The sequence below is a fragment of the Cellulosimicrobium sp. JZ28 genome (assembly GCF_015327065.1).
In the GTDB taxonomy this organism is placed as follows: Bacteria; Actinomycetota; Actinomycetes; order Actinomycetales; family Cellulomonadaceae; genus Cellulosimicrobium; species Cellulosimicrobium funkei.
In genome coordinates this window covers 3,499,140-3,524,553 of the sequence record NZ_CP017660.1, presented here as the reverse complement: position 1 = coordinate 3,524,553, position 25,414 = coordinate 3,499,140, and the positions used below count along the sequence as shown (strand labels likewise).

The following is a 25,414-nucleotide window of genomic DNA, read 5'->3' as shown; positions in this document are numbered from 1 at the left end:
TCCGCAGCACGTCCGAGCGCGGGCCCGGCCCGCCGAGGGAAAGGCACCATGACCTACACGTTCGACCCGCTGGTCCCGCGCCCGATCGACCTGCCGACCGAGGTCGCGCTCGACGGGCCGCTCACGCCCGAGCAGTCCCTCGCGCTCGACGAGGCGAAGATCTTCGTCGGCCCGGCCGACCCCGCCGACCGCCCGGCCTGGCGCGAGCGCCTCGCCGCGTGGCGCGACGACGCACGCCGCCGCCACGGGTACACGGGCGCGGCGTACGACCGCCCGGACGCGGCGTGGGCCGCGGGGTGCTCGACGGTCGCGCAGGTGTGGCTGTGGGACGAGCTGCTGTACTCGTTCGAGGAGCACCGGTTCACGCCGGAGCGGTTCATGGCCGACGCGCGCGAGCGGTTCGGCGGCCTCGACGCCGTGGTGCTGTGGCACGCGTACCCCGTCATCGGGATCGACGACCGCAACCAGTGGGACTTCTACCGCGACGTCCCGGGGATCGTCGACCTCGTGCAGACGTTCCACGACGCGGGTCTGCACGTGTTCGTCGACTACAACCCGTGGGACGTCGGCACGCGCCGCGGCGACGACGACCTCACCGAGCTCGCCGCCGTCGTGCGCGACCTCGGCGCCGACGGCGTCTTCCTCGACACGCTGAAGAAGGCCGAGCCGGAGCTCGTCGCACGGCTCGAGGCCGCGCGCCCGGGGATCGTCCTGGAGGGCGAGTCGAAGCTCCCGGTCGAGCGCATCGAGGACCACTCGTCGTCGTGGGCGCAGTTCTTCGCCGACTCGCCCGTGCCCGGCGTGCTGCGCGCGCACTGGTACGAGCGCCGGCACATGCAGCACCACGTGCGCCGCTGGCACCGCGACCACTCCGAGGAGCTCCAGTCCGCGTGGCTCAACGGCGTGGGCGTCATGGTGTGGGAGGTCGTGTTCGGCGTGTGGGTCGGCTGGTCGCGGCGCGACGCCGCGACCGTGACGCGCCTGGTCACGGTCCAGCGCGCGGCGCGTCCGCTGCTGCTCGACGGGGAGTGGACGCCGCTGGCCGAGCTCGCACCCGAGGCCGAGGCCGCCGGGGTCTACGCGTCGCGCTGGGAGCTCGACGGCGTGACCCTGTGGACGCTCGTCAACCGCGGCGAGACGGACCACGACGGCCCGCTGCTCCCGGACGGCACGCCCGGGCGCGTGCCCGGCCGCGGCATCGCCGCGGTGCTGCACGTGGCCGACGGCGCCGCCGAGCCCGCGTGGCTGCCGCACCTGCGCGACGTGGTCGCCTCGCTCGACGAGACCGCGCCGCACGACCCCGACGCGCGGTTCCCGCACCGGCTCGCGCGGCGTCTCGACGCCTCTGTCCCCACGTCCGCTCCGACCGGGGGGACGGACCCGGCCGGGCCGGGGGCCGTCGTCGGGCAGGACGCCGCCCGGGCGTCGGGCGCGCCCGGGGCGGGGGCCGTCGTCGTGCCTGCGGGGCCGTACGTGCTGACCGTCCGGTACCGCGCGCGCGAGACCGGGATGTACCAGGGCGCGCCGTACGTGGACGAGTGGAAGCCGCTCCCGCCGCGCCTGCACGACGCGCGGACCCTCCAGCGCGACGGCGAGCTCGCCGCCCCGGTGGCGGTGGGCCGCGACGTGACGAACGCGGAGTTCGCGGAGTTCCTCGCGGCCACGGGCTACGTGCCCGCCGTCGCGCACCGCTTCCTCGCGCACTGGGTCGACGGCCGTCCCGCGCCCGGCACGGAGGACGAGCCCGTGACCTTCGTCGACCTCGACGACGCGCGCGCGTTCTGCGCGTGGCGCGGCGGGCGCCTGCCCACCGAGGACGAGTGGCAGCTCGCGGCCGAGCAGCCCGGCTGGACGCGCGGCGAGCCCGCCGTGTGGAGCTGGACGGGCTCCGAGCACTCGGACGGCCGCACGCGGTTCGTCATGCTCAAGGGCGGCAGCGACCACCGCGCCGAGGGCTCGGACTGGTACGTCGAGGGCGGGCGCCACGCGGCCGACTACGCGGTCAAGCTCCTCGTCCCCGGCCTGGGGCTCGCGCGCGGCGCGACCGTCGGGTTCCGCTGCGCGTGGGACCTCGCCGCCGACGCGACGGGGGTGACGGCATGACGGACGCACTGCGCGTCTCGCGCGACCCGGCCGCGGGCGCGCTCGCGGGCCTGCGCGTCGTCGACGCGTCGACGCTGTTCGCCGGGCCCATGGCGGCGATGCACCTCGGCGACCTGGGCGCCGACGTCGTCAAGGTCGAGCACCCCACGAAGCCCGACCCGTCGCGCACGCACGGCGCCGCGAAGGACGGCGTGAACCTGTGGTGGAAGACGCTCGGGCGCAACAAGCGCACCGTCACCGCGAACCTCGGGAGCGACGGCGGCCGCGAGGTGTTCCTCGCGCTCGTCGCCGAGGCGGACGTCGTCGTCGAGAACTTCCGGCCCGGCACGCTCGAGCGCTGGGGCCTCGGCTACGACGAGCTGTCCGCGCGCAACCCGCGGCTCGTGCTCGCGCGCGTGAGCGGGTTCGGGCAGGTCGGGCCGTACCGCACCCGCCCCGGGTTCGGCACGCTCGCCGAGGCGATGAGCGGGTTCGCCGCGATGACCGGCGAGCCCGACGGCCCGCCGACCCTCCCGCCGTTCGGGCTCGCCGACGGCGTCGCGTCGCTCGCGACCGCGTTCGCCGTCATGGTCGCGCTGTCCACGCGCGAGCGCACCGGGCACGGGCAGGTCGTCGACACGGCGATCATCGAGCCCATCCTCGCGATGCTCGGGCCGCAGATCACGCGCTGGGACCAGCTCCGCACCGTGCAGCCGCGCACCGGCAACCGGTCCGCGAACAACGCGCCGCGCAACACCTATCGCACGCGCGACGGGCAGTGGGTCGCCGTGTCGACGTCGGCGCAGTCCATCGCCGAGCGCGTCATGCGCCTCGTGGGTCGCCCCGAGATCGTCGACGAGCCGTGGTTCGCGAGCGGCGTCGAGCGCGCGCAGCACGCCGACCTGCTCGACGAGGCCGTCGGCGGCTGGATCGCGCAGCGCACGCGCGACGAGGTCGTCGCCGCGTTCGAGGAGGCGCAGGCCGCCGTCGCGCCGATCTACGACGCCCAGGACATCGTCGACGACCCGCAGTTCCGCGCGCTCGGCACGATCCACGAGATCGAGGACCCCGAGCTCGGGCCGATGCTCATGCAGGGCCCGCTGTTCCGGATGTCCGAGAACGACGGCGTCATCCGCTTCACCGGCCGCGCGCACGGCGCCGACACCGACGCCGTGCTGGGCGAGCTGGGCTTCTCGCCCGAGCGCGTCGCCGAGCTCCGGGCCGAGGGGGCGGTGTGACGGGCCGGGGCGACCGGCCGGGCGCCGGGCCGCCGCTGACGCTGCTGTACGTGCCCGCGGACCGGCCCGACCGGGTGGCCAAGGCGCTCGGGTCCGCGGCCGACGTCGTGCTCGTCGACCTCGAGGACGCTGTCGCGCCGGCGCGCAAGGACGAGGCGCGGGCGCACGCCGTCGCGCTGCTCGACGACGCGGCCGCCACGCGCGGGGTCCAGGTGCGGGTCAACCACCCCGCGACGCCGTGGCACGCCGACGACGTCGCGGCCCTCGCGGGCATGCCGCTCGCCGTCGGGGCGCGCGCGCCGAAGGTCGAGTCCGCCGACGAGGTGCGCGCGCTCGCGGCGGCGCTCCCCGGGCGGGCGCTGCACCTGCTGGTCGAGTCGGCCCTCGGCGTCGAGCGCGCGTTCGAGCTCGCGACGGCGTCGCCGCAGGTCGCGTCCCTCGGGCTCGGCGAGGCCGACCTCCGCTCCGACCTGCGGGTCGACGACGAGGCCGGGCTCGCGTGGGCACGCAGCCGGGTCGTCGTCGCGGCCCGGGCGGCGGGGCTGCCCTCGCCCGCGATGTCCGCGTTCACGCACGTGCGCGACCTCGACGGGCTCGCGGCGTCGTGCCGCGCCGGGCGGGCGCTCGGCTTCTGCGGCCGCACCGCGATCCACCCCGCGCAGCTCGACACTATCCGCGACGCGTTCCTCCCGACCCCGGCCGAGGTGGACCGCGCGCGCGAGGTCGTCGAGCGCGTGGGCGACGCGGCGGCGTCGGGCACGGGCGTCGTGGCGCTCGCCGACGGCACGTTCCTCGACGTCGCGATGGTCGAGCGCGCGAGCACGGTGCTGGCGCTGGCGGATCGCCGCCCACGCCACTGACGACCGCCGAGCACGGGATCTGCGACCGGATTCCCCCGAGGGCGGTCGCCAACCCCGTGGTCGGCGGGTGGGGGGTAGGGGGAGGGGGCAGTCATCACCGGATCTCGACGAGGAGACACCATGGACGCAGCACGACGGCCGCACCGGCGGCCCGGGACGACGGCGGCGCTCGCCGCGCTGGCGGTGAGCGCGACGATCGGCGGGTCGGCGCTCGCGCTGCCCGCGACCGCCGCGGAGCAGGGCACGGTCGAGACGGGGCGGGTCGCGGACTCCGCGGCCGGGCCGATCGACTACACGGTCTACCTGCCGCCCGGCTACGACGACGCCGCGCAGGAGTACCCGACGCTCTACCTGCTGCACGGCCGCGGCGACACGCAGGCCGCGTGGCAGCAGGTCACGGGCGACCTCGACGAGCTCATCGGGGCGGGCGAGATCCAGCCGATGGTCGTCGTCATGCCCGACGCGCCGTGGAACGACCGCGGCTCCTGGTACACGGACTCGCTCTACACCGGGGACGCGACGGGCGCCGGGGCCGGCACCGCCGTCGAGACGGCGTTCACGCGCGACCTCGTCGCGCACGTCGACGCGACGTACCGCACCGTCGAGGACCGCGAGGCGCGCGCCGTCGGCGGCTACTCCATGGGCGGCGCGGGGGCGCTGCGGTTCACGCTCGCCCACCAGGACACGTTCTCCGCGGGCATCGTGCTGAGCCCCGCCGTCTACGTGCCGCAGCCGCCGGCCGACTCCTCGGCCCGCGACCACGGCGGCTACGGCGTCGGGACCGCGCCGTTCGACGCCGACCGGTACACCGAGCTGTCCTACCCGACGGCGCTCGCGGCGCTCGACCCGGCGCTCCCGGTGCACCTGTTCGTCGCCGTCGGCGACGACGAGTGGGCCAACCCCGACCCCGCCGAGGCCACGCACGACATCGACTTCGAGTCCGCGCGCCTCTACAACCAGGCGCGCCGCGTCCCGGGCGTGACGGCCGAGCTGCGCGTGCTCGACGGCGGCCACGACTGGGACGTCTGGCGGCCCGCGTTCCGCGAGGGGGTCGTCGACGTCTCGGCGCGCCTGCGCACCACGCCCGCCGCGCCGTGGGACGCCGAGCTCCTCGGCTCCGCGGGCGACGACCGCGCGGGCGGGGTCGCGGCCCTGCCCGACGGCGGCACCGCCGTCGCGCTCAACCTCGCCGGCGCGTGGGACGGGTACGAGCCCGCGGGCGGGCTCGACACGGTCGTCGTGCGGCGCGACGCCGACGGCGCCGAGGTCTGGCGGCACGCGGTCGCGACGGCCGCGGACGACCGCGCGTACGGCGTCGTGCCGGGGGCCGACGGCGGCGTGCTCGTCGCCGGGTACACGAAGGGCGACCTCGACGGCGCTCACGCGGGCACGACGCGCGACGACGGGTTCGTCGCGGCCGTCACCGCCGACGGCGAGCGCGCCTGGACGCTGCAGACCGGCGACCCCGGCGCGGCCGACCGCTTCTACGCCGTCGCGCCCGACGGCGCGGGCGGCGCCTACGTCGCCGGGTACACGAGCGGTGCCGTGGGCGACGCGCCGAGCGCCGGGGACAAGGACGCGCTGGTCGGGCGGGTCTCCGCGGCGGGTGAGCTGCTGTGGCTGCGCCAGGTGGGCGGGCCCGGCGAGGACAAGGCGCTCGCGGTCGCGGCCTCGCCCGACGGCGCGGTGTACGTGGGCGGGGTGTCGGGCGGCGGGATGCCCGGGGCCGAGCGTGCGGGCGCGAACGACGGCTGGGTCGCGCGCTACGGCGCGGACGGCGAGCAGGAGTGGCTGCGCGCCGTCGCGACGGGCGAGAACGACCAGGTCAACGGCCTCGTGGCGCGCTCGGACGGGTCGGTCGTCGCCGTCGGGCACACGCGCGGGGCGCTCGGCGAGCGCGGCAACCTCGGTGACAACGACGTCGTCGTGCGCGCGCTCGACACCGCGGGAGAGGTCCTGTGGACGACGCAGGTCGGGACGTCGACCGACGACCGCGGCGTGACGGGCGTGCTCGGCGCCGACGACGCGGTGCTCGTCGTCGGCACGACGTACGGCGCGCTGGGCACGGCCGTCGGCGGGGTCGACGTCGTGACGTTCCCCGTCGCGGCCGACGGCACCCCGGGCGAGGCGACGCAGACCGGGTCGCGCGAGCGCGACGGCGCCGACGAGTGGGACGACGCGAACCTGTTCGCGGCCCCCGCACCCGCCGCGGACGGCCGCGACGGCGCCGCGCTGCTCACCGGGCTCACGTACGGCGCCCCCGCGGGCACGACGAACGCCGGCGCCGCCGACGTGTTCGTGGCCCGGACGCCGTGGGACGCCGTCGTGCCCGACGCCGGGGCCACCGGCCCGGCGCTCGACGTCACCGCCGAGGCGCGGTGCCTCGCGGGCAAGGCCTACGTCGCCGTGCGCGCGACGAGCACCGGGGACGCGCCCGTCGACGTCGAGCTCGCGACGCCGTACGGCACGCACGTCGTCGCGGACGTCGCCCCGGGCGCGTCGGCCTACCGGTCGTTCGCCGTCCGCGCCACGACCGTCCCCGCGGGCGAGGCGACCGCGACGGTGGACGGCCGCGCCGTCGTCGTCCCGTACGCCGAGCTCACCTGCCCCTGACCCTGACCCTTACGCTGCCGCCGCCCCCGCACGCAGCCGAGCACGGGGTCGGCGACCGTTTCTTCGGGATTTCGGTCGTTGACCCCGTGCTCGGGGGGCGGGGAGGGGTCGGGTCAGCAGGTGAGGTGGTCGCCCGTGGTCGTGCCGACGATCTCGACGTAGTGCCGGAAGAGGCGGACGCGGTTGTCCATCTGGCGGGGGTTGCCGCCCTCGCACTCGAGCGGGCCGTTGATGGCGCGGATGGTCTCGGCGAAGCCGTGCTCGCCGACGATCGCGTCGTGGCACGTCATCGAGGCCGTGCCGGGCTGGGTGTTCCAGTACCAGAGCGCCGTCTGCCACGCGACGGTCGGGTCCTGCTCGACGAGCCACGGGTCGGCGAGGAGGTCGATCCCCAGCGCCTCCCCGGCCGCTCGGTAGTTGAAGTTCCAGCTGAGCTGGAGCGGGCCGCGCCCGTAGTAGGCGTCCTGCCCGGCGGGGCACCCGTACGGCTGCGCGGGGTCGCAGTAGTGCGCGTAGTTCGCGGTGTTGACCTCGACGACGTGCTCCAGCCCGTGCGTCTCGTGGCTCACCTGCGCGAGGAACGCCGCGGCCTCGCGCCGGGCCACGCGGTCGCCGCCCGACGTCGCGAACGCGGGGTACGCGACCGTCGCCGCGACGAGCCCGGCGTACGTGTAGAACGGGTTCCGCTCCGGGAACATCGCGTCGAACTGCTGCTCGGTCACCACGAACGTCGTCGGTGCGGTGGTGGTCGTGGTCGTCGGGTCGGTCACGGGGTCCCCCCTCGTCGGCGGCGGCCGCGACGCCGCGGCCGCGCCCACCCTACGGGATTGGTGAGGAGACCTGCGTAACCGGGAGAGGTGCCTCGGATCGAGCCACCGAGTCGCCCACCGAGACCCCCACGACGCAGCTGAGCACGGGGTCGGCGACCGGATCGGTGCTGATCCGGTCGCCGTCCCCGTGCTCGACGGGTGGGGGTCAGGGGGATGTCAGCGGCATGCCGTCTCCGGGTAGGCGGCGGTCGTCTCCGTCTGCACGGCCCGCCCGTCGACGTCCTTCGTCGCGACGAGCGTGATCTCGCCCGCGTCGAGCGTCTTGGCCTTCACGGCGAGCGTCTTCTCGGCCGACTCCCCGGCTGGGACCGCCGAGAACGTGTGCTCGCCCGCCGGAGTCTGCACGGACACGTCGATCGGCACCGTGTCCTCGTTCGTCACGGACGCCGTCAGCCAGAGCTGCTTGCCCGCGGCCTTGCACGACGGCGTCGCGGTGCCGGAGAAGCGGACCGTCGTCGAGCCCGGCTCGGCGCCGACCGTGGCCGCCGTCGCGGACTGGTCGAACGACGCGTTGCCGAATGTCGTGAACCAGCCCTGGGCGGTCGCGAAGTCGTCGGTGAAGGCGCGCGACAGGAGCAGCAGGAGCCGCGCCTTGACGGCCGTGAGGTCGCCGCCGGCGATGATGCCGTTGCCGCCCCCGTACGACGACCCCGACCCGGTGCGCGTCGTCGAGACGAACCAGACGCCCTTGTCGCGGACGGCGGCGGTGCGGGCCTGGCTCATCGCGGACGAGATGCCCCCCGCACCCGTCCCCGCGGTGACGATGCCCCGGACGCCCGCGTTCGCGAACGCCGTCACGGCCTCGCCGCCGGCCTGCTGGTAGGACATGAGGATCTCGACGCGCGGAAGCGTCTTCGCGTCGACCTTCGCGAGGTCGAACGGCGTGAACCACTCCTCGGTGTCGCACGCGAGCACCCGCGCCGGCGCGCGGCCGAGCGTGACGTTGTCGCCGTCGATCCAGCCGAGCACGCCGTACTCGCGCGTCTGGAACGTGTCGGTGCGGTACGAGTTCGACTTCGTGACCTCGCGGGCCGCCTGGATCTCGTCGTTGAGCATGAGCACCGTGCCGAAGCAGAACGTCTGCTGGGACGCGGCGACCTTGATCGCGTTGTAGAGGTTCGCGGGCGCGTCCGTGCCGAACACGAGGCTCGAGTCCGGCCCGGCGCCCGACCCCCACGGGCGCATCGAGCCGGACGTGACGACGGGCTTGCGCGACCGCACGGTGAGGTCGAGCCAGTAGGCGAACTCCTCCTGCGTGTCGGTGCCCGTCGTGACCACGACGGCGTCGGCGGTCTTCAGCTGCTTCTCCACCTCGAGCGTGAGCGCGTGGAACTGCTCCATCGAGTAGCCGGACGAGCCGGCGTTGCCGAACTGGACGGCGGTGACGTCGGCGACGGCGTCGAGCTCGGGCCGCAGCGTGTTCAGCATGTCCTCCATGCGGTACGTGCCGGCGCGGTAGCTCGTGAACGTGTCGCGGCCGGTCGCCTTGCCGGCCATCGTGCCGCCGGTCGCGACGACGACGACCTTCGGCTTCTCCGCCGCGGCGGTCGCCGTCGCGGTCGCGTACCGCGCGGACGTGATGCCGAGCGGGTTGGCCGGTGCGGTCCCGGCCGCGAGCACCGGTGCCGCGGCACCCTCGGCGCGCGCGGCGGCGGCCGACGCCCGGGAGTCGGCGACGGTGTACGCGACCGTCGCGGCGAGGGCGGCGCACGCGAGCACGAGCGCGACGACGGCCGCGACGGCGCGGCCGGACAGGGTCAGGGTGAACGTTCTCAACAGGGGGCCTTCCGTCGGGGGGAACATCTGGCCCGCCCGACGCTAGGGACCGTGTGTTGCCTGGGGATTGCCTGGGCGTAAGAAGTACGGACGTGCCGGTTACCGGCGGAGCGGTTGACCCGCGCTCCCCACGGGTCCAGCCTGGCGGGAGGGCCGGCGTCGGTCCGGCCCGGTCAGGAGCGGTCATGGACGATCGCGACGCCGCCCTCCTGCGGGCGCACGAGCACGCCGCCGCGTGGCTCGACTCCCTCGCGACGCGCCCGGTCCCGCCCCGGGCGGGCGTCGCCGACGTCGTCGCCGCGCTCGGCACGGACCTGCCGGACGGTCCCAGCCCGGCGGCCGACGTCGTCGACCTGCTCGCCACGGCGTGCGGGCCGGGCCTCACCGCGATGCCGTCGGGCCGCTTCTACGGCATGGTCATCGGCGGTAGCCACCCGGCGGCGCTCGCGGCCGACTGGCTCACGAGCGCGTGGGACCAGAACTCCGCGCTGCGCACCGTCACTCCGGCCCACACCGCCGTCGAGGACGTGACGAGCGCGTGGCTGCTCGAGCTGCTGGGCCTGCCCGCGTCGGGCGCGGTCGGGTTCGTCACCGGCGCCACGACCGCGAACTTCACGGCGCTCGCCGCCGCGCGCGGCGAGGTGCTGCGCCGCGCGGGGTGGGACGTGCGGCGCGACGGCCTCACGGGTGCGCCGCGCGTGCGCGTGCTCGTCGGGGCCGAGCGGCACGAGTCGGTCGACCTCGCACTGTCCTACCTCGGGCTCGGGGCGCCCGAGGTCGTCGCCGCGGACGACCAGGGCCGGGTCTCGGTCGCCGCGCTCGAGGAGGCGCTGGCCGACCCGGCCACTCCCTCGGACGACAAGGGCTCTACCTCGCGGGACCTGGCCTCTACCTCGCGGGACCAGAGCTCTACCTCGCGGGACCCGGCCTCTACCTCGGGGGACCGGGGCTCTACGCCGGCGCCCACGATCGTCGTGCTGCAGGCGGGCAACGTGCACTCCGGGGCGTTCGACCCGTTCGGCCCGGCGGTCGAGGTCGCGCACCGGCACGGCGCGTGGGTGCACGTCGACGGCGCGTTCGGGTTCTTCGCCGCCGCGTCGCCGACGTACCGCCACCTCGTCGCGGGGTACGAGGGCGCCGACTCGTGGGCGACCGACGCGCACAAGACGCTCAACGTCCCGTACGACTGCGGGCTCGCGATCGTCGCGGACCCGGCGCCGCTGCGCGCCGCGATGGGCATGCACGGCGACTACCTCATCCAGAGCGAGGCGGGCGACCCGCTCGACAAGGTGCCCGAGCTCTCGCGGCGCGGTCGCGCGTTCCCCGTCTGGGCGGTGCTGCGGGCGCTCGGCCGCTCGGGCGTCGCCGACCTCGTGGACGGGTTCTGCCGCCACGCGGCGACGTTCGCCGACGCGGTGCGCGCGCTCGAGGGCGAGGTGCTGCACGACGTCGTGTTCACCCAGGTGTGCGCGGCGTTCGGCGACGACGCGCGGACGCAGGACGTCGTGCGGCGCGTGCTCGACGACGGGACCGCGTGGATGTCCGGCTCGCGGTGGCACGACCGCGCCGTGCTCCGCGTCTCCGTGAGCTCCTGGGCGACGACGGACGCCGACGTCGCGGTGAGCGTCGACGCGCTCGGCCGGGCGGTCGCCGCGACCCGCGCCTGACGACCGGCCCCGGGCGTCGGTGCGACGCCCGGGGTCGGTGGTGCGTCAGCGCCCGCCGTGCCGGCCGAGGTCGATGCGCACGAGGTGCCCGTCGGGCGGCGTCGTCTCGTCCGCCGGGAGGGCGTTCGTCGTCGCGAGCAGACCCTTGCCGTCCCACTCGAGGCCCGCGGGGAGCGGGACCTCGACGAGGGTGCTCGGCCCGCGCTTGCCGACCTGCGAGATCTTCCCGCCGAACAGCTCGGCGACGTAGACCGTGCCGTCGCCGGACACGGCGAGGTTGGTCGCTCCGAGGAACCCGGTGGCGAGCCGGCGCACCGCGCCGCGCCAGGGATCGACCGTGTACACCGCGCCGCGCGCGCCGAGGCTCGCGTCCTCGGGCCCGCCGGGGAGCGTCGTCACGTAGAGCACGCCGCGCGGGCCCACCTCGACGTCCGTCGGGACGGGCTCGAACCAGTACGTCTGCCCGACGACGCACGCGGGCCACCCGAGGCCCGCCGCCGCCTCGGCGGTGACGACCGCGGGCTGCGCGGGCAGCACGGCCACCGTCCGGACCCGGCCGCGGTCGCTCACCGACAGGATCGCGTTGGCGCCCGCGTCGGCGACGTACGTGGTGCCGCGGGACGACGTCGTCGCGTACGGGTGGGAGTCCGCGATCCCCGTGTACCGGGGCGGGACGGGCGACGCGGGGACCTGGGCGACGCACGCCGGGTCGGTGTCGCGCAGGCCGTAGGTCACGCCGCCGTCGGGATTGTTCGCCTGCTCGTACGCGAACGTGTCCGCGAGCACGACCGGCGCGCCCGTCGGGTTGCCCCGCCGGTCGGTCCGCAGCGTCGACACCTCCGACGCGACCGGACCCTCCTCGCCGAGCTGCGTCTCGGTGAACGTGATCCGACGGCCGTCGTAGGAGACGCCGCCCACCTCGCCGCCGTCGGGCGACGCGTAGAGGACGGTCGGGGTGCCGTCGCGGCCGACGGCCGTGAGCAGCCCGGGGAAGTTCTGGGTGACGTAGGTGGTGCCGCGCGGTCCGACCGCGAGGCTGAGCGGCGTGACGAGGCCGGTCGCGACGTCGGTCACGGTCGGCGGGCGCGGCGAGGGCTTGCCGCCGTGCGCGACGGCGGGCCCCGCGACGAGCACGAGGGCGGCGGTCGCGGCGGCGACGGCGGCGGGCAGGGCGGTGCGGAGTCTTCTCATGGGTGCTCCTGGTCCGGCGGTCCCGCGGGGGCGAGGGGAGCCGGCGCGCGCTGCTGTCGGCGCGGGCGTCGCCCCGGGGACGAGGGTGAGGTGGTCGTCGGGCCGGACGACGTGGCGCGCCGGGGGCGTGCCGTGCGACCGGCGAGGCGCCGGCCGGGAGTCTGCTGTGCGTCGGCGGTGAGCACAGACCTCCGAGTGTGCACCCGCGGGCGGCGCCGGTCCACCATCGTCGCCCCGGGCGACGAGCACCCGGGGCGACGTCGGGGCCGGTGGGTCAGCCGCGGACGGCCAGGTCCACCCAGACGAGCCGGTGGTCGCTGCTCGGGAACGGGAAGACGCCGGTGAGGCGCGAGATCGGGTCGGCCTGGACGGGCCAGAACACGCCCGCGTCGCGGACCCGCAGGTCGCGCGACGGCAGGACGTAGTCCGCGCGCAGGTTCCCCGGAGAGGTGTCGGCGAAGTCGGCGGTGTCGAGCGCCGGGTCGCCCCGGTGGGTCGCGTTCGCCCCGCCCTGGAGCGTGGCGGCCTCGGCCGCGCCGGCGGACCGGGGCGCCGGGTCCTGGACGCGCCGGTGGTCGAGGAGCTGGTCGATCGCGGCGTCCACGGAGTCGCCGTCGAGCGGGTCGGCGTTCTGGTCGCCCAGGACGACGAAGCTCGCGCCCGGGCGCAGCCCGCCGCGCCGGCCCGCGTCGTCGTACACGTAGCGGGACGTCTTGCCGGGCGTCACGTAGTCCGCCCAGAACCGGATCTCGTCGTGGTTGCGGCGGCCGTTGCGGTCCTCGGGGCCGTCGAACGTGGGCGGGGTCGGGTGGGACGCGAGCACGTGGACGGTCTGCCGCCCCACGCGGACCGGGACGTCCCAGTGCGACTTGCTCGACAGCCGCACGACGTCGAGCTCCTCGGGCGTGAACCAGTCCGCGGGCGCCGGCGTCGCGGGGTCGTCCGGGAGGAGCGCTCCCGGCATGTCCTTCCACAGGAAGTGCTGGAACGTGCGGACGCCGCGCGTGTCGATCGGGTACCGCGACAGCACGACCATGCCGTACTGCCCCTCGAACGCGCCGAAGCCGAACGCGTCGTCGCCGCCACCGACCACGCCGTCGTCGTTCAGGTCGAACCCGCTGGGCACTCCGGTGTTCGACGGCGCGACGTACGCGTAGCGGTACTCGATCGGCTCGGCGCCGCCCTGCGGGACCTCGAGGTAGTGGTCGCGGAACAGGTCGACGGCGCGCCCGCCGGGCACGAAGTCGAACTCGTTGAGCAGCACGACGTCGGGCCGCGTGCGCTGGAGCACCTCGGCGATCGTCGCGGCCTGCGGGTCGTCGGGGGTCGAGAGGTCGGCCTCGAGCTCGCCCGCGGCGGCGCGGTTGAGGCTCGCGTTGTACGTCGCGACGCGGAGCGTCCCGCGGTCGTGGCCGTGGCGGTCGCCGTGCGCGGCGGCGGGGGCGGCGACGGCGCCCGCGCCCGCGACGGCGAGGGCCGCGGCGGCCGCGAGGGCGGGGACGAGCGCGGTGCGCGGTCGGGTGCGGCGCGCGGTCGGGCTGGACGGTCTCGTGGACACGGTGGCTCCTCGTCGTCGGGGGACGGTGGTCGTCGAGAGGTTCCCCGCCACCGTACGCACGGGTGCCCACGCCCGGAAGGTCGGGAAGGTGTCGCGCGGGCGAACACCCGGCGCCGGGCCGGGGTGACGATGTGGGTGCCCGGTGGGACCGTGAGACATGGACACCTCGCCGTCCCGACCCGTCCGCACCTACCCGCACGGCGTGCCCTGCTGGGTGGACACCGAGCAGCCTGACGTCGACGCCGCCCTCGCGTTCTACGGCGCCCTCTTCGGGTGGGAGTTCGAGGACCGGCTCCCGCCCGGCGCGGGGGAGCGGTACGTCGTCGCCTCGCTCGGCGGGCAGGACGTCGCGGCCGTCGCGACGGGCCGCGGCGAGCCCGGGTGGATCACGTACGTCGCGGTCGACGACGTGGACGCCTCCGCGCGCGGCGTCCCGGACCTCGGGGGCGAGGTCCTCGACGGCCCGACGACGGTCGGCCCGCCGGGGCGCATGGCGACCGTGCGCGACCCCCAGGGCGCGACGTTCCGGCTGTGGCAGCCGGGCACGCGGCTCGGTGCGCAGCGCGCCAACGAGCCGGGCACGTGGAACTTCAGCGTGCTGCGCACGCCCGACGTCGCGCGGGCCCTGCACTTCTACGGCCCGCTGCTCGGCTGGGAGGTGAGCCCGGACCTCGGAGCCGGGATGGCGCGCGTCGAGGGCTACGGCGACCACCTCGCGCGGACCGTCAACCCGGAGATCGACGCGAACCAGGCGGGCGCGCCGCCCGGCTTCCGGGACGTCGTGGCGGGCGTCCTGGAGGAGCCCGGACCCGCACGCCACACCGTGACGTTCGCCGTCGCGGACCGGGACGCCGCGGCTTCGGCGGCCGAGCGCGCCGGTGCGGTGGTGCTGTCCTCGGCCGACACGGGGTGGACGCGCGAGGCGGAGGTCCGCGACCCGCAGGGTGCGGTGCTCACGCACTCGCAGTTCACGCCGCCCGAGGGCTTCTGACCGGACGCTGACCGCCGGGTCGCGGCGGGTGCGGCATCATGACGCCGTGAACGTCGTCACGCGCAGCCCGCACGCCCAGGTCGTCGACCGTCTCCGCGCCGCGGACCTCGAGTACGGGCGCGTCGGCCCGACGGACGAGCGGGGCTGGACCTTCGCCGAGGTCGACACCGAGAACGGCACGGCGACCGACGCGGCAGACGCCCCGACGTCGGCCGCGGAGGCCCTCGCGCAGGTCGACGCGCTCGTGCCGGTCCCGTGGGTCGTGCAGCTCGACGCGGGCTCGGACCTGCTGCCCGAGGGCGTGAGCGCGATCCTCGCCGCCCGCACGGACGCCGTCGCGCCGCCGGTCGTCGTCACCTGGGCCCCCGCGCAGCCCGGCTCGACCACCGACCACACGATGCGCCTCGACGGCGACCCGGGCGCCGTGCTCGCGGCCGTCGGCGCGCTCGTCGGGCTGCGGGAAGCGACGACCGCCGCGGACCGGCTGCGCGCGCTCGAGCACCCCGACGACCTCCTCGAGGCGTTCGCGGCGGTCGCGGACCTGCCCGCGACGGACTCGGCGGCGCCCGACGCCGTCGTGCAGCTCGTCCGCGCGGACGCCGCGTTCGTCCGCGCCGCCGTGCGCCGGGCGGGCACGGCGTGGGTGCGCGCGACCGACGAGCGCACCGTCGTCTGGAGCGCCGCACGCCCCGAGGTGCCGAGGTTCGGTGCGTCGGACGAGGCGGCGCAGGAGGCGTTCCGGTCGGCCCTCTCGGGCGAGTTCCGCGCCCGGTCCACGATCGAGCGCGGCCTGCGCGCCGGGGAGGTCGTCGTCAGCCTGGAACGGACCGGCGGCGGCGTCGCCTGGACGCTCAGCACGCCGGGGCGCCCGTGGGTCTTCGGGAGCTGGAACGACACCTGGACGGACCTCTCGACGTCCGGCCCCGAGGGTGCGTACGAGGCCTTGGTCGAGGCGTTCGGCGCGCCGCGCGACCCGGGCCGGCTGCGCGCGCTGCTCGCCACGTCGACCTGGCCCGGCGACCCGGTCGCCGACCTCGCCTACCTCCTCGGGCTGCCCGCCGCGCTCGTCGAGGCCGTCGAGGACCCGGCGCGGTTCCGGCACGGCGCCGAGCGCGTCCAGCCCCTCGGCCCGACGGCGCCGCTCACCGCGACCGAGAAGGCGGCCCTCGTCGCCCGCGCGCCCCGGCGCGGGGCGGGGAGCGCGGCGTGGGACGTCGTCCTGCTGGTGCTGGGCCTCGCGCTGCTCGGACTGGGGGCGGCGATCCTCGCGACGGACGGCGCCGTCGTCGGGTCGGACGGACCGCCCGGGTGGGACGTCGTCCCGTGGGTCGCGGGCGGCGCCCTCGTCCTCACCGGCTGGGCGCGGGCCGGGTCCGCCCGCGGGGAGCGGCGGCGCTTCCTCGCCGACGCGTGAGCGCCCGTCCCCGGTCGGCTCCGACCGGGGACGGGCGACGTACCGGGCCGCTGCGCGCAGCGGCCCGGTCGATGTCAGGCGCCCCGTCAGGCCGCCCGGTCAGCGGCCGTCGAGGTGGTCGACCTCCTCGAGCAGACGCTCGCGCGTGGCCGTGTCGCGCACGAACTTCTCCACGACCTTCCGCACCGACGCCCACCGCCCGGCCTCGACCGCGTCGAGCGCCTTCGTCAGCTGGCCGGGCGGGAGGTCGAGCGCCGCGAGGCGCGAGCGCAGGCCCTCCGGCGTGACGGTCACGACGACGGTCGTCTCCGCGGTCGCCTCGCCGCCCGCGCCCCGGGCGGTCGCGGTCACCGTGTGCTCGCCGAGCGCGAGGTCCGCGGCCGGGACGACCGCCCCGTTGTCCACGGGCTCGCCGTCGAGCGTCACGACCACCTCGTCCGCGTCCGTCGTGCTCGCCGCGACGACCAGCGTGCCGCCCCGCTCGACCTCGGTGCCCTCCGTGGGGCTGACGATCGTGACCGTCGGCGCGCCGGGCGCGGGCGCCTCCTGCTCGCGCGCCTGCTTCCACCCGACGAACGCCCCCGCGCGGTCGGTGATGATGCCGTCGACCCCGATCTCGGTGAGGCGCGCCCAGTCGGCGGCGGAGTTCACCGTGTACGGCATGACGGCGACGCCCGCCGCGTTGAGGTCGGCGACGACGCCCGGACGCGCGAGCAGCGCGCTCGCCGACGGGTTGTACATGACCGCCCCGAGGTCCTGCGCCACGGTGACGGGGTCGGCGTCGAGCGCGCCGCGGAGCAGCCCGCGCGGGATCTGCGGGGCGTGCTCGCGCGCGGCGCGCAGCGCGTCGACGTCGAACGACTGGAGCACCACGCGGTCCTCGAGCCCGGCCTCGACGACCATGTCGACGACGCGCTCGACCTCCGCGGACGTCTCGGGCCCCTTGATCTCCAGGAGCAGGGTCGACGACCCGGTCTCGAGCAGGTCGAGCAGCTGCGCGAACGACGGCAGCCGCTGCCCGGCGAACGCGGGCGAGAACCAGGACCCGGCGTCGAGCGCGGTGACCTGCTCGCCCGCCAGGACGGCGACGTCGCCCGTGCCGTCGGTCGTGCGGTCGACCGTCTGGTCGTGCAGCACGACGGGGACGCCGTCGGCCGTGGTGTGCACGTCGACCTCGACGTACTCCGCCCCCGTGCGCATCCCGGCCGCGACGGCGGCGAGCGTGTTCTCGGGAGCCACCGACGAGTAGCCGCGGTGCGCGACGGTGACGGGCAGCTCGCCGTCGCCGCCGACGTACGACGCGGGCTCGATCTCCGTGACGGTCACGTCGTCGACGCTCACGGTCGCCCCGGCGGTGACGAAGCCGAGCGCGCCGTCGCGGGACCGGTCGATCCGCCCCTCCAGCACGGTCCGCCCGTCGAGCGCGTACGTGACGGCCGCGCCCTGCACCTCGACGGACAGGTGCACGTCGCGCCCGGTCGCGGCGTCGGTCGGCGCCGAGCCGGTGTACGGGACGTTCCAGGCGTCCGCGGCGGTGCGCTGGGCGATCTCGACGCCGTTGGGCGCCGTCGTCGTGGTGCGCAGGACCGCCTGCCACCACGGGGTCGTGCCGTCGGGCGCGACGTCGAGGATCGCGCCCGCCCAGCGCGACGCGTTGTCCACGCTCTCGAACCGGAGCGTCGCGTCGAGCCGGTAGTTCTCCGCGGCGCGGCCGAACACGATCCGCGCGGGCGACGACCCGTCGGGTGCGTCGCCGACGAGCCGGCCGTCGCGCACCTGCCAGTCGCCGAGCACGGGCGTCCAGCCCTCGGGGAGATCGTCGCCGTCGAACGACTCGGCGAGCAGCACGTCGCCGGGTGCGGCGGCGGCCGGGGCCGCGAACGGCACGGTCGCGGTCGTGGCCGTGGCGGCGACGAGCGTCGTCGCGAGCAGGGTCCCCGCCAGTGCGGCGGCGGTGCCGCGCACGGCGCGGCGTCGGGTGGTCGTCATCGGGTCCTCCGAGCGTCGGGTCGGTTGCCCCGGCGACCCTAGGAACGCGGCGTTGCGCTCCGGTGGACGCCGGGCGACGCCTCGGGGACGGTCAGGTGTCGGGACGCCGCCGCCCCCTCGGCATCCCCCCGAGCCTCACCCGGGCTGCTCCGTCGCGCCTGTCAGGAGCCGTGCGACGTCGGACCCCGCGGCGAGCAGCGCGACGGTGCGGCGCGTGATCGCGTCGAGCCGGACGTCGAGGGCCGCAAGGGTCGGGGCGACGTCGTCGAGCCGGCGCAGCGCCGCGATCGTCTCGCGGACCGCCGGGACGGGGTACCCGGCCGCGCGCAGCGCCGCGGTGATGCGCGCCTCCCGGACGGCGGCGGGCGGGTAGGCGCGCGCACCGTGGGTCCCGGCGCGCGTCGCGACGCGCTCGGGAGCGACGAGCCCCTCGCGCTCCCAGTGGCGCAGCGTCGAGGCCCGCACGCCGAGCGCCGCGGCGAGCCCGGTGATGGTGAGGACGTCGTCCTCGTCGCCGGCCGCGCCCGTGGGCACGTTCGCGGACGGGCCGCCCTCGTCGGGTCCGGTCTCGCCGGTGGGCCCGCCCTCCGCGCGGATCGCGAGCAGCGCGCGGCGGGCGACGAGCGCCTCGTCCCGCTCGCGCGCGAGCGTCACGTGCAGCGCCCCCACGCGCGCTGCGGCGTCGGGCAGGGGGAGCGTGCGGACGTCGCGCAGCACCGCGCGCGCGACGACCGGGCCGACCGCCGTCGCCAGCCCCCGGTACGCACGCAGCGCCAGCACGTGCTCGTCGCCGAACGTGCGGTAGCCGTTCGGCGACCGGCCCGCGGGCGGCAGGACGCCGAGCGCCTCGAGGTCGCGCACCTGCTGGACGGACCAGCCGGTCGCGCGCGCGACGTCGGACGTGCGCAGCACCCGGGGCGCGCCGGGACCGCCGCCCGACCCCCGCGCTCGTGCACCCACGTCGTCCAACCCTCCGGAAGCACGTCAACCTCACACTGGAACCATGAGTATGGAGCAGATCCTCGCCACGGTCCGGTCGCTCGACGGCGCCCTCGTGCTCTCCCCGGGGCCGGGCAGCGCGTTCCCCGAGCTCGCGTGGGGCGACCACTTCTTCTACCACGCCCCCGACGGCGTCGTCCCGCCCGGTCAGCCGTACGGCACCGTCGTCACGAAGGACTACCCCGACGACACCGCGTCGCGCCTGGGTGCGGAGGGGCGCTGGAGGGTCAACGTGCACGTCGGGCGCGACCGGTTCCGGACGCTCCTCGGCACCGACCCGCGCGACGGCGCGGCGTCGGAGGTGGCGGAGACCGACGTCGTCGTGCCGCACCCGGTCTACGGCGCGCTCGGCTGGGTGGCGGTCGTGGTGCCGGGCGAGCGCACGACCGCGCTCGTCCTCGACCTGCTGCGCGCGGCCCACGACGACGCCCGCGCCCGCACCGCCCGCCGCACCACCCGGTAGCGGAGACCTCCGGCGGCCTGCCGTCGACCACGGGGTTGATCCCCGCCGAGCACGGGGTTGGCGGCGTGTTCCGCCGGAGAACGACCACAACCCCGTGCTCGGCGGAGGTCTCTCCGCCGGGGGGATCACGCGGGATGGTGGTCAGGCGGGGAGTCGGGTGCTCGCGCGAGCGGGAGCGGGGCGCGCGGCGACGTGGCCGTGGCCGGCGACGTCGACCCCGGCCGCGAGGAGGCGGGGGACGCCGTCGGTCACCTCGACGGTCGAGACGGACGCGTTGGGCAGCGCGACGAGGCCGGTGGGGGCGAGCGTCGCGAGCCACGCGCCGAGCGTGAGGCCGTGCCCGACGACGAGCACGTGCCGGTCCCGCGTCGCGCCCGGGCGGGACGCGTCGTCGTGCGCGGCGACGACGCGCGTGAACACCGCGCGCACGCGCGCCATGAAGTCCCGGCCCGGCTCGCCGCCGCCGACGCCCGGGTGGGTGCCCGCGAGCATGCGGGGCACGAGCTCGGCCCACGGCTCGACGGCGTCGAGCTGCGACTCCGGCCGTCGCTCGTAGGAGCCGAACGACAGCTCGCGCAGGTCGGGGTCGACCGTGAGCGGGAGGTCGGGGTGGTGCCGCAGGATCTCCATCGCCGTGAGGACCGCGCGGCCCTGCGGCGAGGAGTACGCGGCCGCGAAGTCGTGCCGCGCGAGGTGCTGCGCCGTGACGCGCACGCCCGCGCGTCCCGTGCGGGTGAGGGGGGAGTCGCACGCCCCCTGCAGGTGGCGTCGTGCGTTGAGGTAGGTCTGCCCGTGGCGTACGAGCGTGATCGTCAGGGTCATCGTCGCTGTGCCCTCTCCGGTGCGTCCCGGTCTGCTGGTCACGGCCGACGCTAGGGGAGCGGGGTGTCGGGACGACGACCGCCGGGTGACGCCGGGGTGGCGGGTGCCGGAACGCCGTGCCTCAGGAGCGCGCGGTGACCTCGTCGCGGTGCCGCGCGTCGTCGGGCCCGGGAGCGTCGTCGGCGTCCCGCGGACCCGCTTGCTCGGCGTCGGGTGCCTCCGCCTGCTCGGCGCCGCGGGCCTCCGCCTGCTCGGGCGCGCGCTCCTCGGGCTGCTCGGGAGCGACGGGCGCGGGCCACGGCTCGTCGGCGACGGCCGACCCCGCGTGCGGTCGCGCGCCCGCGTGCCGGTGCACGACCACCGCGAGCGGCGCCACGAGCACCCCGCACACCATCCCCCAGGAGAGGCCCGCCTCGAGCACGGGGAGGGTGCGGCCGGCGTCGGGCAGCACACCGCCCGCGGCGAGCGTGGAGGCGACGACGGGCACCGCCGCAGCGAGGGCCGCACCTCCGGCGCACGCGAGCCACACCCCGAGCAGCAGCGCCGCGCGGCCCTCGACCGGCGGCAGGCGTCGCGCGGCGAGCGCCGTGAGCAGCCCGACCGCGAGCCCGACGCCGACGGGCAGCAGCAGGTGCACGGGGTCGTCGAGGAGCGCCGCGCGGTCGACGGCGATCCGGGCGGAGGGCAGCAGCACGACGTCGCGCGCCACGCCCCACGGCGACTGGGGGTCCGCCGCGCCGGGGAGCGTCGTGCGCCCGACGCCCGCGGCCGCCCACAGCACGCCCGTCGCCGTGCCCGCGGCGAGCGCGGCGGGCCACGCGCGCACGCGCGTCGGCGTCCGGGTGTGCCGCGTGCCGGCGGGGTCGTCGTGGCGGTCGGTGAGGGCGCGCGCGACGGCGACCGTCACGGCCACGAGCGGGCCGTTGACGAACCCCCACCAGCCGCCGAGCGCGGTCGCCACGAACCGGGTGATCGTGTCCGCGCGCCAGGCGAGCGTGACGCCCGCGAACCAGGCCGCCGTCGCGGCGAGCGCGGACGCGAGCACGGCCGCGCCCCACACGGCGAGGAACGCGGCCCAGCGGCCCTCGCCCGCGGGCAGGCGCCGCAGCACGAGGTGCGTGCCGAGGGCGACGACCCCGCCCGCGAGGGCGGCCGTGAGCACCGTGCTGCCCGACACCTGCTGACCGCCCGTGACGACGCCGGTCGGGTGGGGCAGGAGCGTCCGGACGAGCCCGGCCGGCAGGGCGTGCGCCGCCCCGGCGAGCCAGTCCGCGACCCGCCCGGTGACGACCCAGAGCACCGCGGTGAGCGTCCCCGCGGCGACGACGGCGGGCACGGTCCTCGATGACGGCATCCTGCGAGGGTAGTGGCAACGCGGGGCCGCGCGGACCGCTCAGTTCCGGCGACGGGCGCCGTCTCTACGCACGGGACCTGCCGCGACGCGCGGCGGCACGACGACACGGAGGACGCCATGAGCGAGACCACGACCCGCACCACGAGCCGCACCCTGGACGTGCCGGGAGCCGTCCTGGCCTACGACGTCCGGACCCCCGCGGCGCCGGGCGACCTGCCGCCGCTCGTCGTCATGGGCTCGCCCATGGCGGCGTCGGGGTTCGGGCAGCTCGTGGACCTGATCGACGACCGGGTGGTCGTCACGTACGACCCGCGCGGCACGGAGCGCAGCACGCTCGCCGCCGACGGCGAGGTGTCGGTCGAGCGGCACGCGGACGACCTGCACGAGGTCGTGGCCGCCCTCGGGCTCGGGCCGGTGGACGTGTTCGGGTCGAGCGGGGGCGGAGTCGTCGGGCTCTCGTGGATCGAGCGGCACCCGGGCGAGGTGCGGACGTTCGTCGCGCACGAGCCGCCGATCACGCCGCTCCTGGAGGACGCCGCGACCGCGACGGCGGTGCAGGCGGACATCGTGGAGACGTACCGCCGCGAGGGCTTCGGGCCCGCGATGGCGAAGTTCGTCGCGCTCGTCAGCCACGTGGGGCCGCTGCCCGCGGACTACCTCGACCGCCCGGCGCCCGACCCGGCGATGTTCGGCTTCCCGACGGAGGACGACGGGTCGCGCGACGACCTGCTCCTCGGCCGGAACCTGGCCACCATGCCGTCGTGGGCGCCCGACGGCGACGCCCTGCGCGCCGCGGCGACCCGCATCGTCCCGGCCGTGAGCGCCGCGGGGGAGGGCACGCTCGCGTGGCGCGGCGGCGCGGCCCTCGCCGCCCTCCTGGGCGTCGAGCCGGTGACCTTCCCGGGCGACCACGGCGGCTTCATGGTCAACGAGTGGTCGCCCGCGAACGACCCGGCCGCGTTCGCGACGACCCTGCGCGAGGCGCTCGCGGGCTGACGGCGCGACCCGGTCGCGCCGACGACGCGGCGCGACCGGGCCCGCCCCCTACGAGGCGGCGAAGAGCGGTGCGCGGCCGGGCGGCTGCGCGGGCGGCGGGTCCTGGATCCCGGCGAGCAGGGGCCGCTCGAGGACCGCGTGCTCGGGCGTGAGCTCGAACGGCTCGTCGCCGTGCACGACCCGCAGCCGCTCGCCGGACTCGAGGCGGTACGTGACGCCGTCGGGCCGGACCTCGACGCGCGCCCGGGCGTCGCCGTGGTGGACGGCGAGCGCGAGCCGCGTGAGCCGGGACGGGAGCCGGGGGGCGAGGCGGAGGCCGTCGTCGTCGTGCCGCAGCCCCACGATGCCCGTGACGACGGCGGTCCAGGCGCCCGCGAGCGACGCGACGTGCAGCCCGCCGTCGGTCGAGGCGCGCAGGTCGCACAGGTCGAGGAGCGCGCTCTCGCGCGCGTAGTCGTACGCGAGGTCGACGTAGCCGATCTCCGCGGCGACGACCGCCTGCACGGGTGCCGAGAGCGACGAGTCGCGGACGGTCAGCGGCTCGTAGTAGTCGAAGTCGCGGCGCCGCTGCTCGGGCGTGAACTCCTCGGGCGCGGCGTGCAGGGCGAGCACGAGGTCGGCCTGCTTGACGACCTGCCGCCGGTACAGCTCGACGTAGTGCACGTGGTCGTCGAGCGGGAACCGCGCGGTGCCTCGCGACTCGAAGTCCCAGTGGGCGTGCCGCGTGAAGTCCTGCGACTGCTCCGTGACGCCGAGCTCCGCGTTGTGGGGGACGACCATCCGGTCCGCCGCGCGCCGCCATTCCGCGCGCTCGTCGGCGGTGACGTCCAGCCGCGCCGCCTGCTCCGGGAACCGCTCGCACAGCTCGTCCGCCGCGCGCAGGTTCTTGCGCGCCATGAGGTTCGTGTACGTGTTGTTGTCCACGACGGCGGTGTACTCGTCGGGCCCGGTCACGCCGTCGATGCGGAAGCCGGCGGCCGTGTGGTGGCCGCGCCCGGCCCACAGCCGCGCGGTCTGCACCACGAGGTCGACGGCGACGTCCCGGGCGAGCTCGTCGTCGTGCGTGGCGGCGACGTGCCGCACGGCGGCGAGCGCGACGGCCGACGAGACGTGGAACGCGGCGGTGCTCGCGGGCCAGTAGCCCGACGACTCGCGGCCGCTGATCGTGCGCCACGGGAACGCCGCGCCGGGCAGGCCGAGCTCGGCGGCCCGCTCGCACGCGTCGGGGAGGGTGGTGTGCCGCCAGCGCAGGTGCGCGGCCGCGGCGTCGGGCAGCACGTGGTCCAGCACGGGGAGCACGAACGTGTCCGAGTCCCAGAAGGCGTGGCCCGCGTAGCCGGTGCCCGTGAGGCCCTTGGCCCGCACGCCCACGCCCTCGACCCGCGCCGACGCCTGGACGACCTGGAACAGGCTGTGCCGCAGGGCCTGCTGCATCTCGTCGTCGCCGTCGAGCTCGACGTCGCCCCGGTCCCAGACCGCGGCGAGGGCGTCGGCCTGCTCGCGCTCGAGCGCGTCCCAGCCCGCGTCGACGGCCGCGGCGAGCACGGTGTGCGCGTGCGCGGGGAGCGCGTCGGCGTCGTCGCCGCCTGCGTACGCGGCGAGGACGACGACCTCCAGCCACTCGTCGACGCGCAGGTCCACGGTGAGGACGGCGGCGCCGCCGCGGTGGTGCCAGCGCGGGCGGACGCCGTCCGCGGCGTCGACGAGGTGCGCGGTCTCGGCCGCGACGCCGCGCTCCGAGCGCACGGTGCGCTGGCGCACCGACGACCCCTCGGCGTCGTGCCGGCACGAGACGGTGACCAGCCCGGGCGCCTCGCGGCCCGGGTCCTGCCCGCCGTGCGCGCAGCCGGGGACCGGGCGCAGGGTGACGGTGACGTCGTCGTGCGCGAGCACGCGCCAGCGCGACGCGACGACCTCGCGGCGCGAGAGCAGCACGAGCCGCTCGTTGTGCAGCGTGACGGTCCCGCCCGACGGCGCGGTCCAGCGCAGCTCGCGCCGCAGCACGCCCCGGCGCAGGTCGAGCACGCGCTCGTGCGCCTCGACCGTGCCGTCGGGTCCGGCGGCGTCGGCGGTCCGGACGTCGACCGGCTCCCCGTCCACGGACCAGCCGACCCGCCACGCGTCGACGACCGGCACGAGGCGCTCCTCGACCTCGGGGTAGGCGTACGCGCGCTCCGCGTAGGTCTGCTCGAACTCCTCGTGGACGGAGGCGACGAGGGTCGAGGGGTCGTCGTCGGGGTCCGCCTCGTCGAGCGTGCCGCGGACGCCGACGTACCCGTTGGCGAGGGACAGGAGGGACGCGGCCGTGGCCGGGTCGTCGACGTCGAGGGCCGACTCCCGGACGGACCACGCGGGGAGGTCGTGGGTCACGCGGTCACTCCACCACGACGCCGTGTCGCACACCCGTCCGGGGCGTGCTCGAGCCCCGTCCAGGGCCGCTGCGAAGACAAGTGTCGATAGGCCGTGGACTTTTGCTTGTTGTCGACACAACTTTCGTCTACCTGTTGACATCCACGCACTGACTGCGGTGTCATGAACCTCGTTGCCCCTGGAACCGACCAGGGGGCCGGA

At 76.6% G+C, this 25,414-nt stretch carries 18 protein-coding genes; 9 read left to right on the top strand and 9 right to left on the bottom strand.

What is annotated here, in order from left to right; all coding sequences use genetic code 11:
* Window positions 1-48 precede the first annotated feature (48 nt).
* The 4 genes from BJP59_RS15780 to BJP59_RS15765 all read left to right on the top strand — a co-directional run bounded on the left by BJP59_RS15780 (window position 49) and on the right by BJP59_RS15765 (window position 6,793).
* Window positions 49-2,103, top strand: a complete 2,055-nt coding sequence (locus BJP59_RS15780) for an SUMF1/EgtB/PvdO family nonheme iron enzyme (RefSeq protein ID WP_194521394.1) — start codon at window positions 49-51, stop codon at window positions 2,101-2,103.
* The gene (locus BJP59_RS15775) at window positions 2,100-3,320 is read left to right on the top strand and encodes a CaiB/BaiF CoA transferase family protein (protein ID WP_228485113.1); all 1,221 of its coding nucleotides are present in this window, start codon (window positions 2,100-2,102) and stop codon (window positions 3,318-3,320) included. The genes BJP59_RS15780 and BJP59_RS15775 overlap by 4 nt, the downstream gene beginning before the upstream one ends.
* Entirely contained in the window at window positions 3,317-4,180 is an 864-nt protein-coding gene (locus BJP59_RS15770; RefSeq protein WP_194521393.1) for an HpcH/HpaI aldolase/citrate lyase family protein, read from the top strand. The genes BJP59_RS15775 and BJP59_RS15770 overlap by 4 nt, the downstream gene beginning before the upstream one ends.
* Window positions 4,181-4,300: 120 nt before the next feature.
* The gene (locus tag BJP59_RS15765; RefSeq protein WP_194521392.1) at window positions 4,301-6,793 is read left to right on the top strand and encodes an alpha/beta hydrolase-fold protein; all 2,493 of its coding nucleotides are present in this window, start codon (window positions 4,301-4,303) and stop codon (window positions 6,791-6,793) included.
* Window positions 6,794-6,906: 113 nt separating this feature from the next.
* Here the strand turns inward: BJP59_RS15765 and BJP59_RS15760 are convergent, their stop codons facing one another.
* Window positions 6,907-7,563 (bottom strand): chitinase, encoded by a 657-nt coding sequence (locus BJP59_RS15760; RefSeq protein WP_228485112.1) that lies wholly within the window; start codon window positions 7,561-7,563, stop codon window positions 6,907-6,909.
* A 216-nt stretch (window positions 7,564-7,779) separates the two neighbouring features.
* Window positions 7,780-9,399: an asparaginase gene (locus BJP59_RS15755; protein ID WP_228485111.1), complete on the bottom strand. Its 1,620-nt coding sequence runs from the start codon at window positions 9,397-9,399 to the stop codon at window positions 7,780-7,782.
* A 185-nt stretch (window positions 9,400-9,584) separates the two neighbouring features.
* On the opposite strand from BJP59_RS15755, the gene BJP59_RS15750 reads away from it, so the two are divergent.
* On the top strand, window positions 9,585-11,066 hold the full coding sequence (locus BJP59_RS15750) for a pyridoxal phosphate-dependent decarboxylase family protein (RefSeq protein ID WP_194521390.1): 1,482 nt from the start codon (window positions 9,585-9,587) through the stop codon (window positions 11,064-11,066).
* Between the two features lie 45 nt (window positions 11,067-11,111).
* Here BJP59_RS15750 and BJP59_RS15745 read toward each other — a convergent pair whose 3' ends face one another.
* Together BJP59_RS15745 and BJP59_RS15740 are read right to left on the bottom strand one after the other, a co-directional pair.
* Window positions 11,112-12,257, bottom strand: coding sequence for a ScyD/ScyE family protein (locus BJP59_RS15745; RefSeq protein ID WP_194521389.1), 1,146 nt, complete (start codon window positions 12,255-12,257; stop codon window positions 11,112-11,114).
* 274 nt (window positions 12,258-12,531) lie between these two features.
* Window positions 12,532-13,815, bottom strand: coding sequence for an endonuclease/exonuclease/phosphatase family protein (locus tag BJP59_RS15740; RefSeq protein WP_228485110.1), 1,284 nt, complete (start codon window positions 13,813-13,815; stop codon window positions 12,532-12,534).
* Between the two features lie 157 nt (window positions 13,816-13,972).
* On the opposite strand from BJP59_RS15740, the gene BJP59_RS15735 reads away from it, so the two are divergent.
* Both BJP59_RS15735 and BJP59_RS15730 read left to right on the top strand, forming a co-directional pair.
* Complete coding sequence (locus tag BJP59_RS15735; protein WP_194521387.1) at window positions 13,973-14,806, top strand: VOC family protein; 834 nt, start codon at window positions 13,973-13,975, stop codon at window positions 14,804-14,806.
* 46 nt (window positions 14,807-14,852) lie between these two features.
* Window positions 14,853-16,220 carry a hypothetical protein gene (locus tag BJP59_RS15730; RefSeq protein ID WP_194521386.1) on the top strand — a complete coding sequence of 456 codons (1,368 nt, stop codon included), beginning with the start codon at window positions 14,853-14,855 and terminating at the stop codon, window positions 16,218-16,220.
* 99 nt (window positions 16,221-16,319) lie between these two features.
* On the opposite strand, the gene BJP59_RS15725 is transcribed toward BJP59_RS15730, so the two are convergent.
* Window positions 16,320-18,209, bottom strand: a complete 1,890-nt coding sequence (locus BJP59_RS15725) for a glycerophosphodiester phosphodiesterase family protein (protein ID WP_194521385.1) — start codon at window positions 18,207-18,209, stop codon at window positions 16,320-16,322.
* Window positions 18,210-18,344: 135 nt separating this feature from the next.
* Entirely contained in the window at window positions 18,345-19,169 is an 825-nt protein-coding gene (locus BJP59_RS15720; RefSeq protein WP_228485109.1) for a MerR family transcriptional regulator, read from the bottom strand.
* A gap of 43 nt (window positions 19,170-19,212) precedes the next feature.
* On the opposite strand from BJP59_RS15720, the gene BJP59_RS15715 reads away from it, so the two are divergent.
* A complete protein-coding gene (locus BJP59_RS15715; protein ID WP_222128408.1) occupies window positions 19,213-19,671 on the top strand; it encodes a DUF6194 family protein in 459 nt (152 codons plus the stop codon).
* Window positions 19,672-19,812: 141 nt separating this feature from the next.
* Here BJP59_RS15715 and BJP59_RS15710 read toward each other — a convergent pair whose 3' ends face one another.
* Window positions 19,813-20,493 carry a histidine phosphatase family protein gene (locus tag BJP59_RS15710; RefSeq protein WP_086149909.1) on the bottom strand — a complete coding sequence of 227 codons (681 nt, stop codon included), beginning with the start codon at window positions 20,491-20,493 and terminating at the stop codon, window positions 19,813-19,815.
* Between the two features lie 121 nt (window positions 20,494-20,614).
* The gene (locus BJP59_RS15705) at window positions 20,615-21,847 is read right to left on the bottom strand and encodes a hypothetical protein (protein WP_194521384.1); all 1,233 of its coding nucleotides are present in this window, start codon (window positions 21,845-21,847) and stop codon (window positions 20,615-20,617) included.
* 117 nt (window positions 21,848-21,964) lie between these two features.
* On the opposite strand from BJP59_RS15705, the gene BJP59_RS15700 reads away from it, so the two are divergent.
* The gene (locus tag BJP59_RS15700) at window positions 21,965-22,843 is read left to right on the top strand and encodes an alpha/beta fold hydrolase (RefSeq protein WP_194521383.1); all 879 of its coding nucleotides are present in this window, start codon (window positions 21,965-21,967) and stop codon (window positions 22,841-22,843) included.
* Window positions 22,844-22,891: 48 nt separating this feature from the next.
* On the opposite strand, the gene BJP59_RS15695 is transcribed toward BJP59_RS15700, so the two are convergent.
* Window positions 22,892-25,213 carry a glycoside hydrolase family 65 protein gene (locus tag BJP59_RS15695; RefSeq protein WP_194521382.1) on the bottom strand — a complete coding sequence of 774 codons (2,322 nt, stop codon included), beginning with the start codon at window positions 25,211-25,213 and terminating at the stop codon, window positions 22,892-22,894.
* Window positions 25,214-25,414 lie beyond the last annotated feature (201 nt).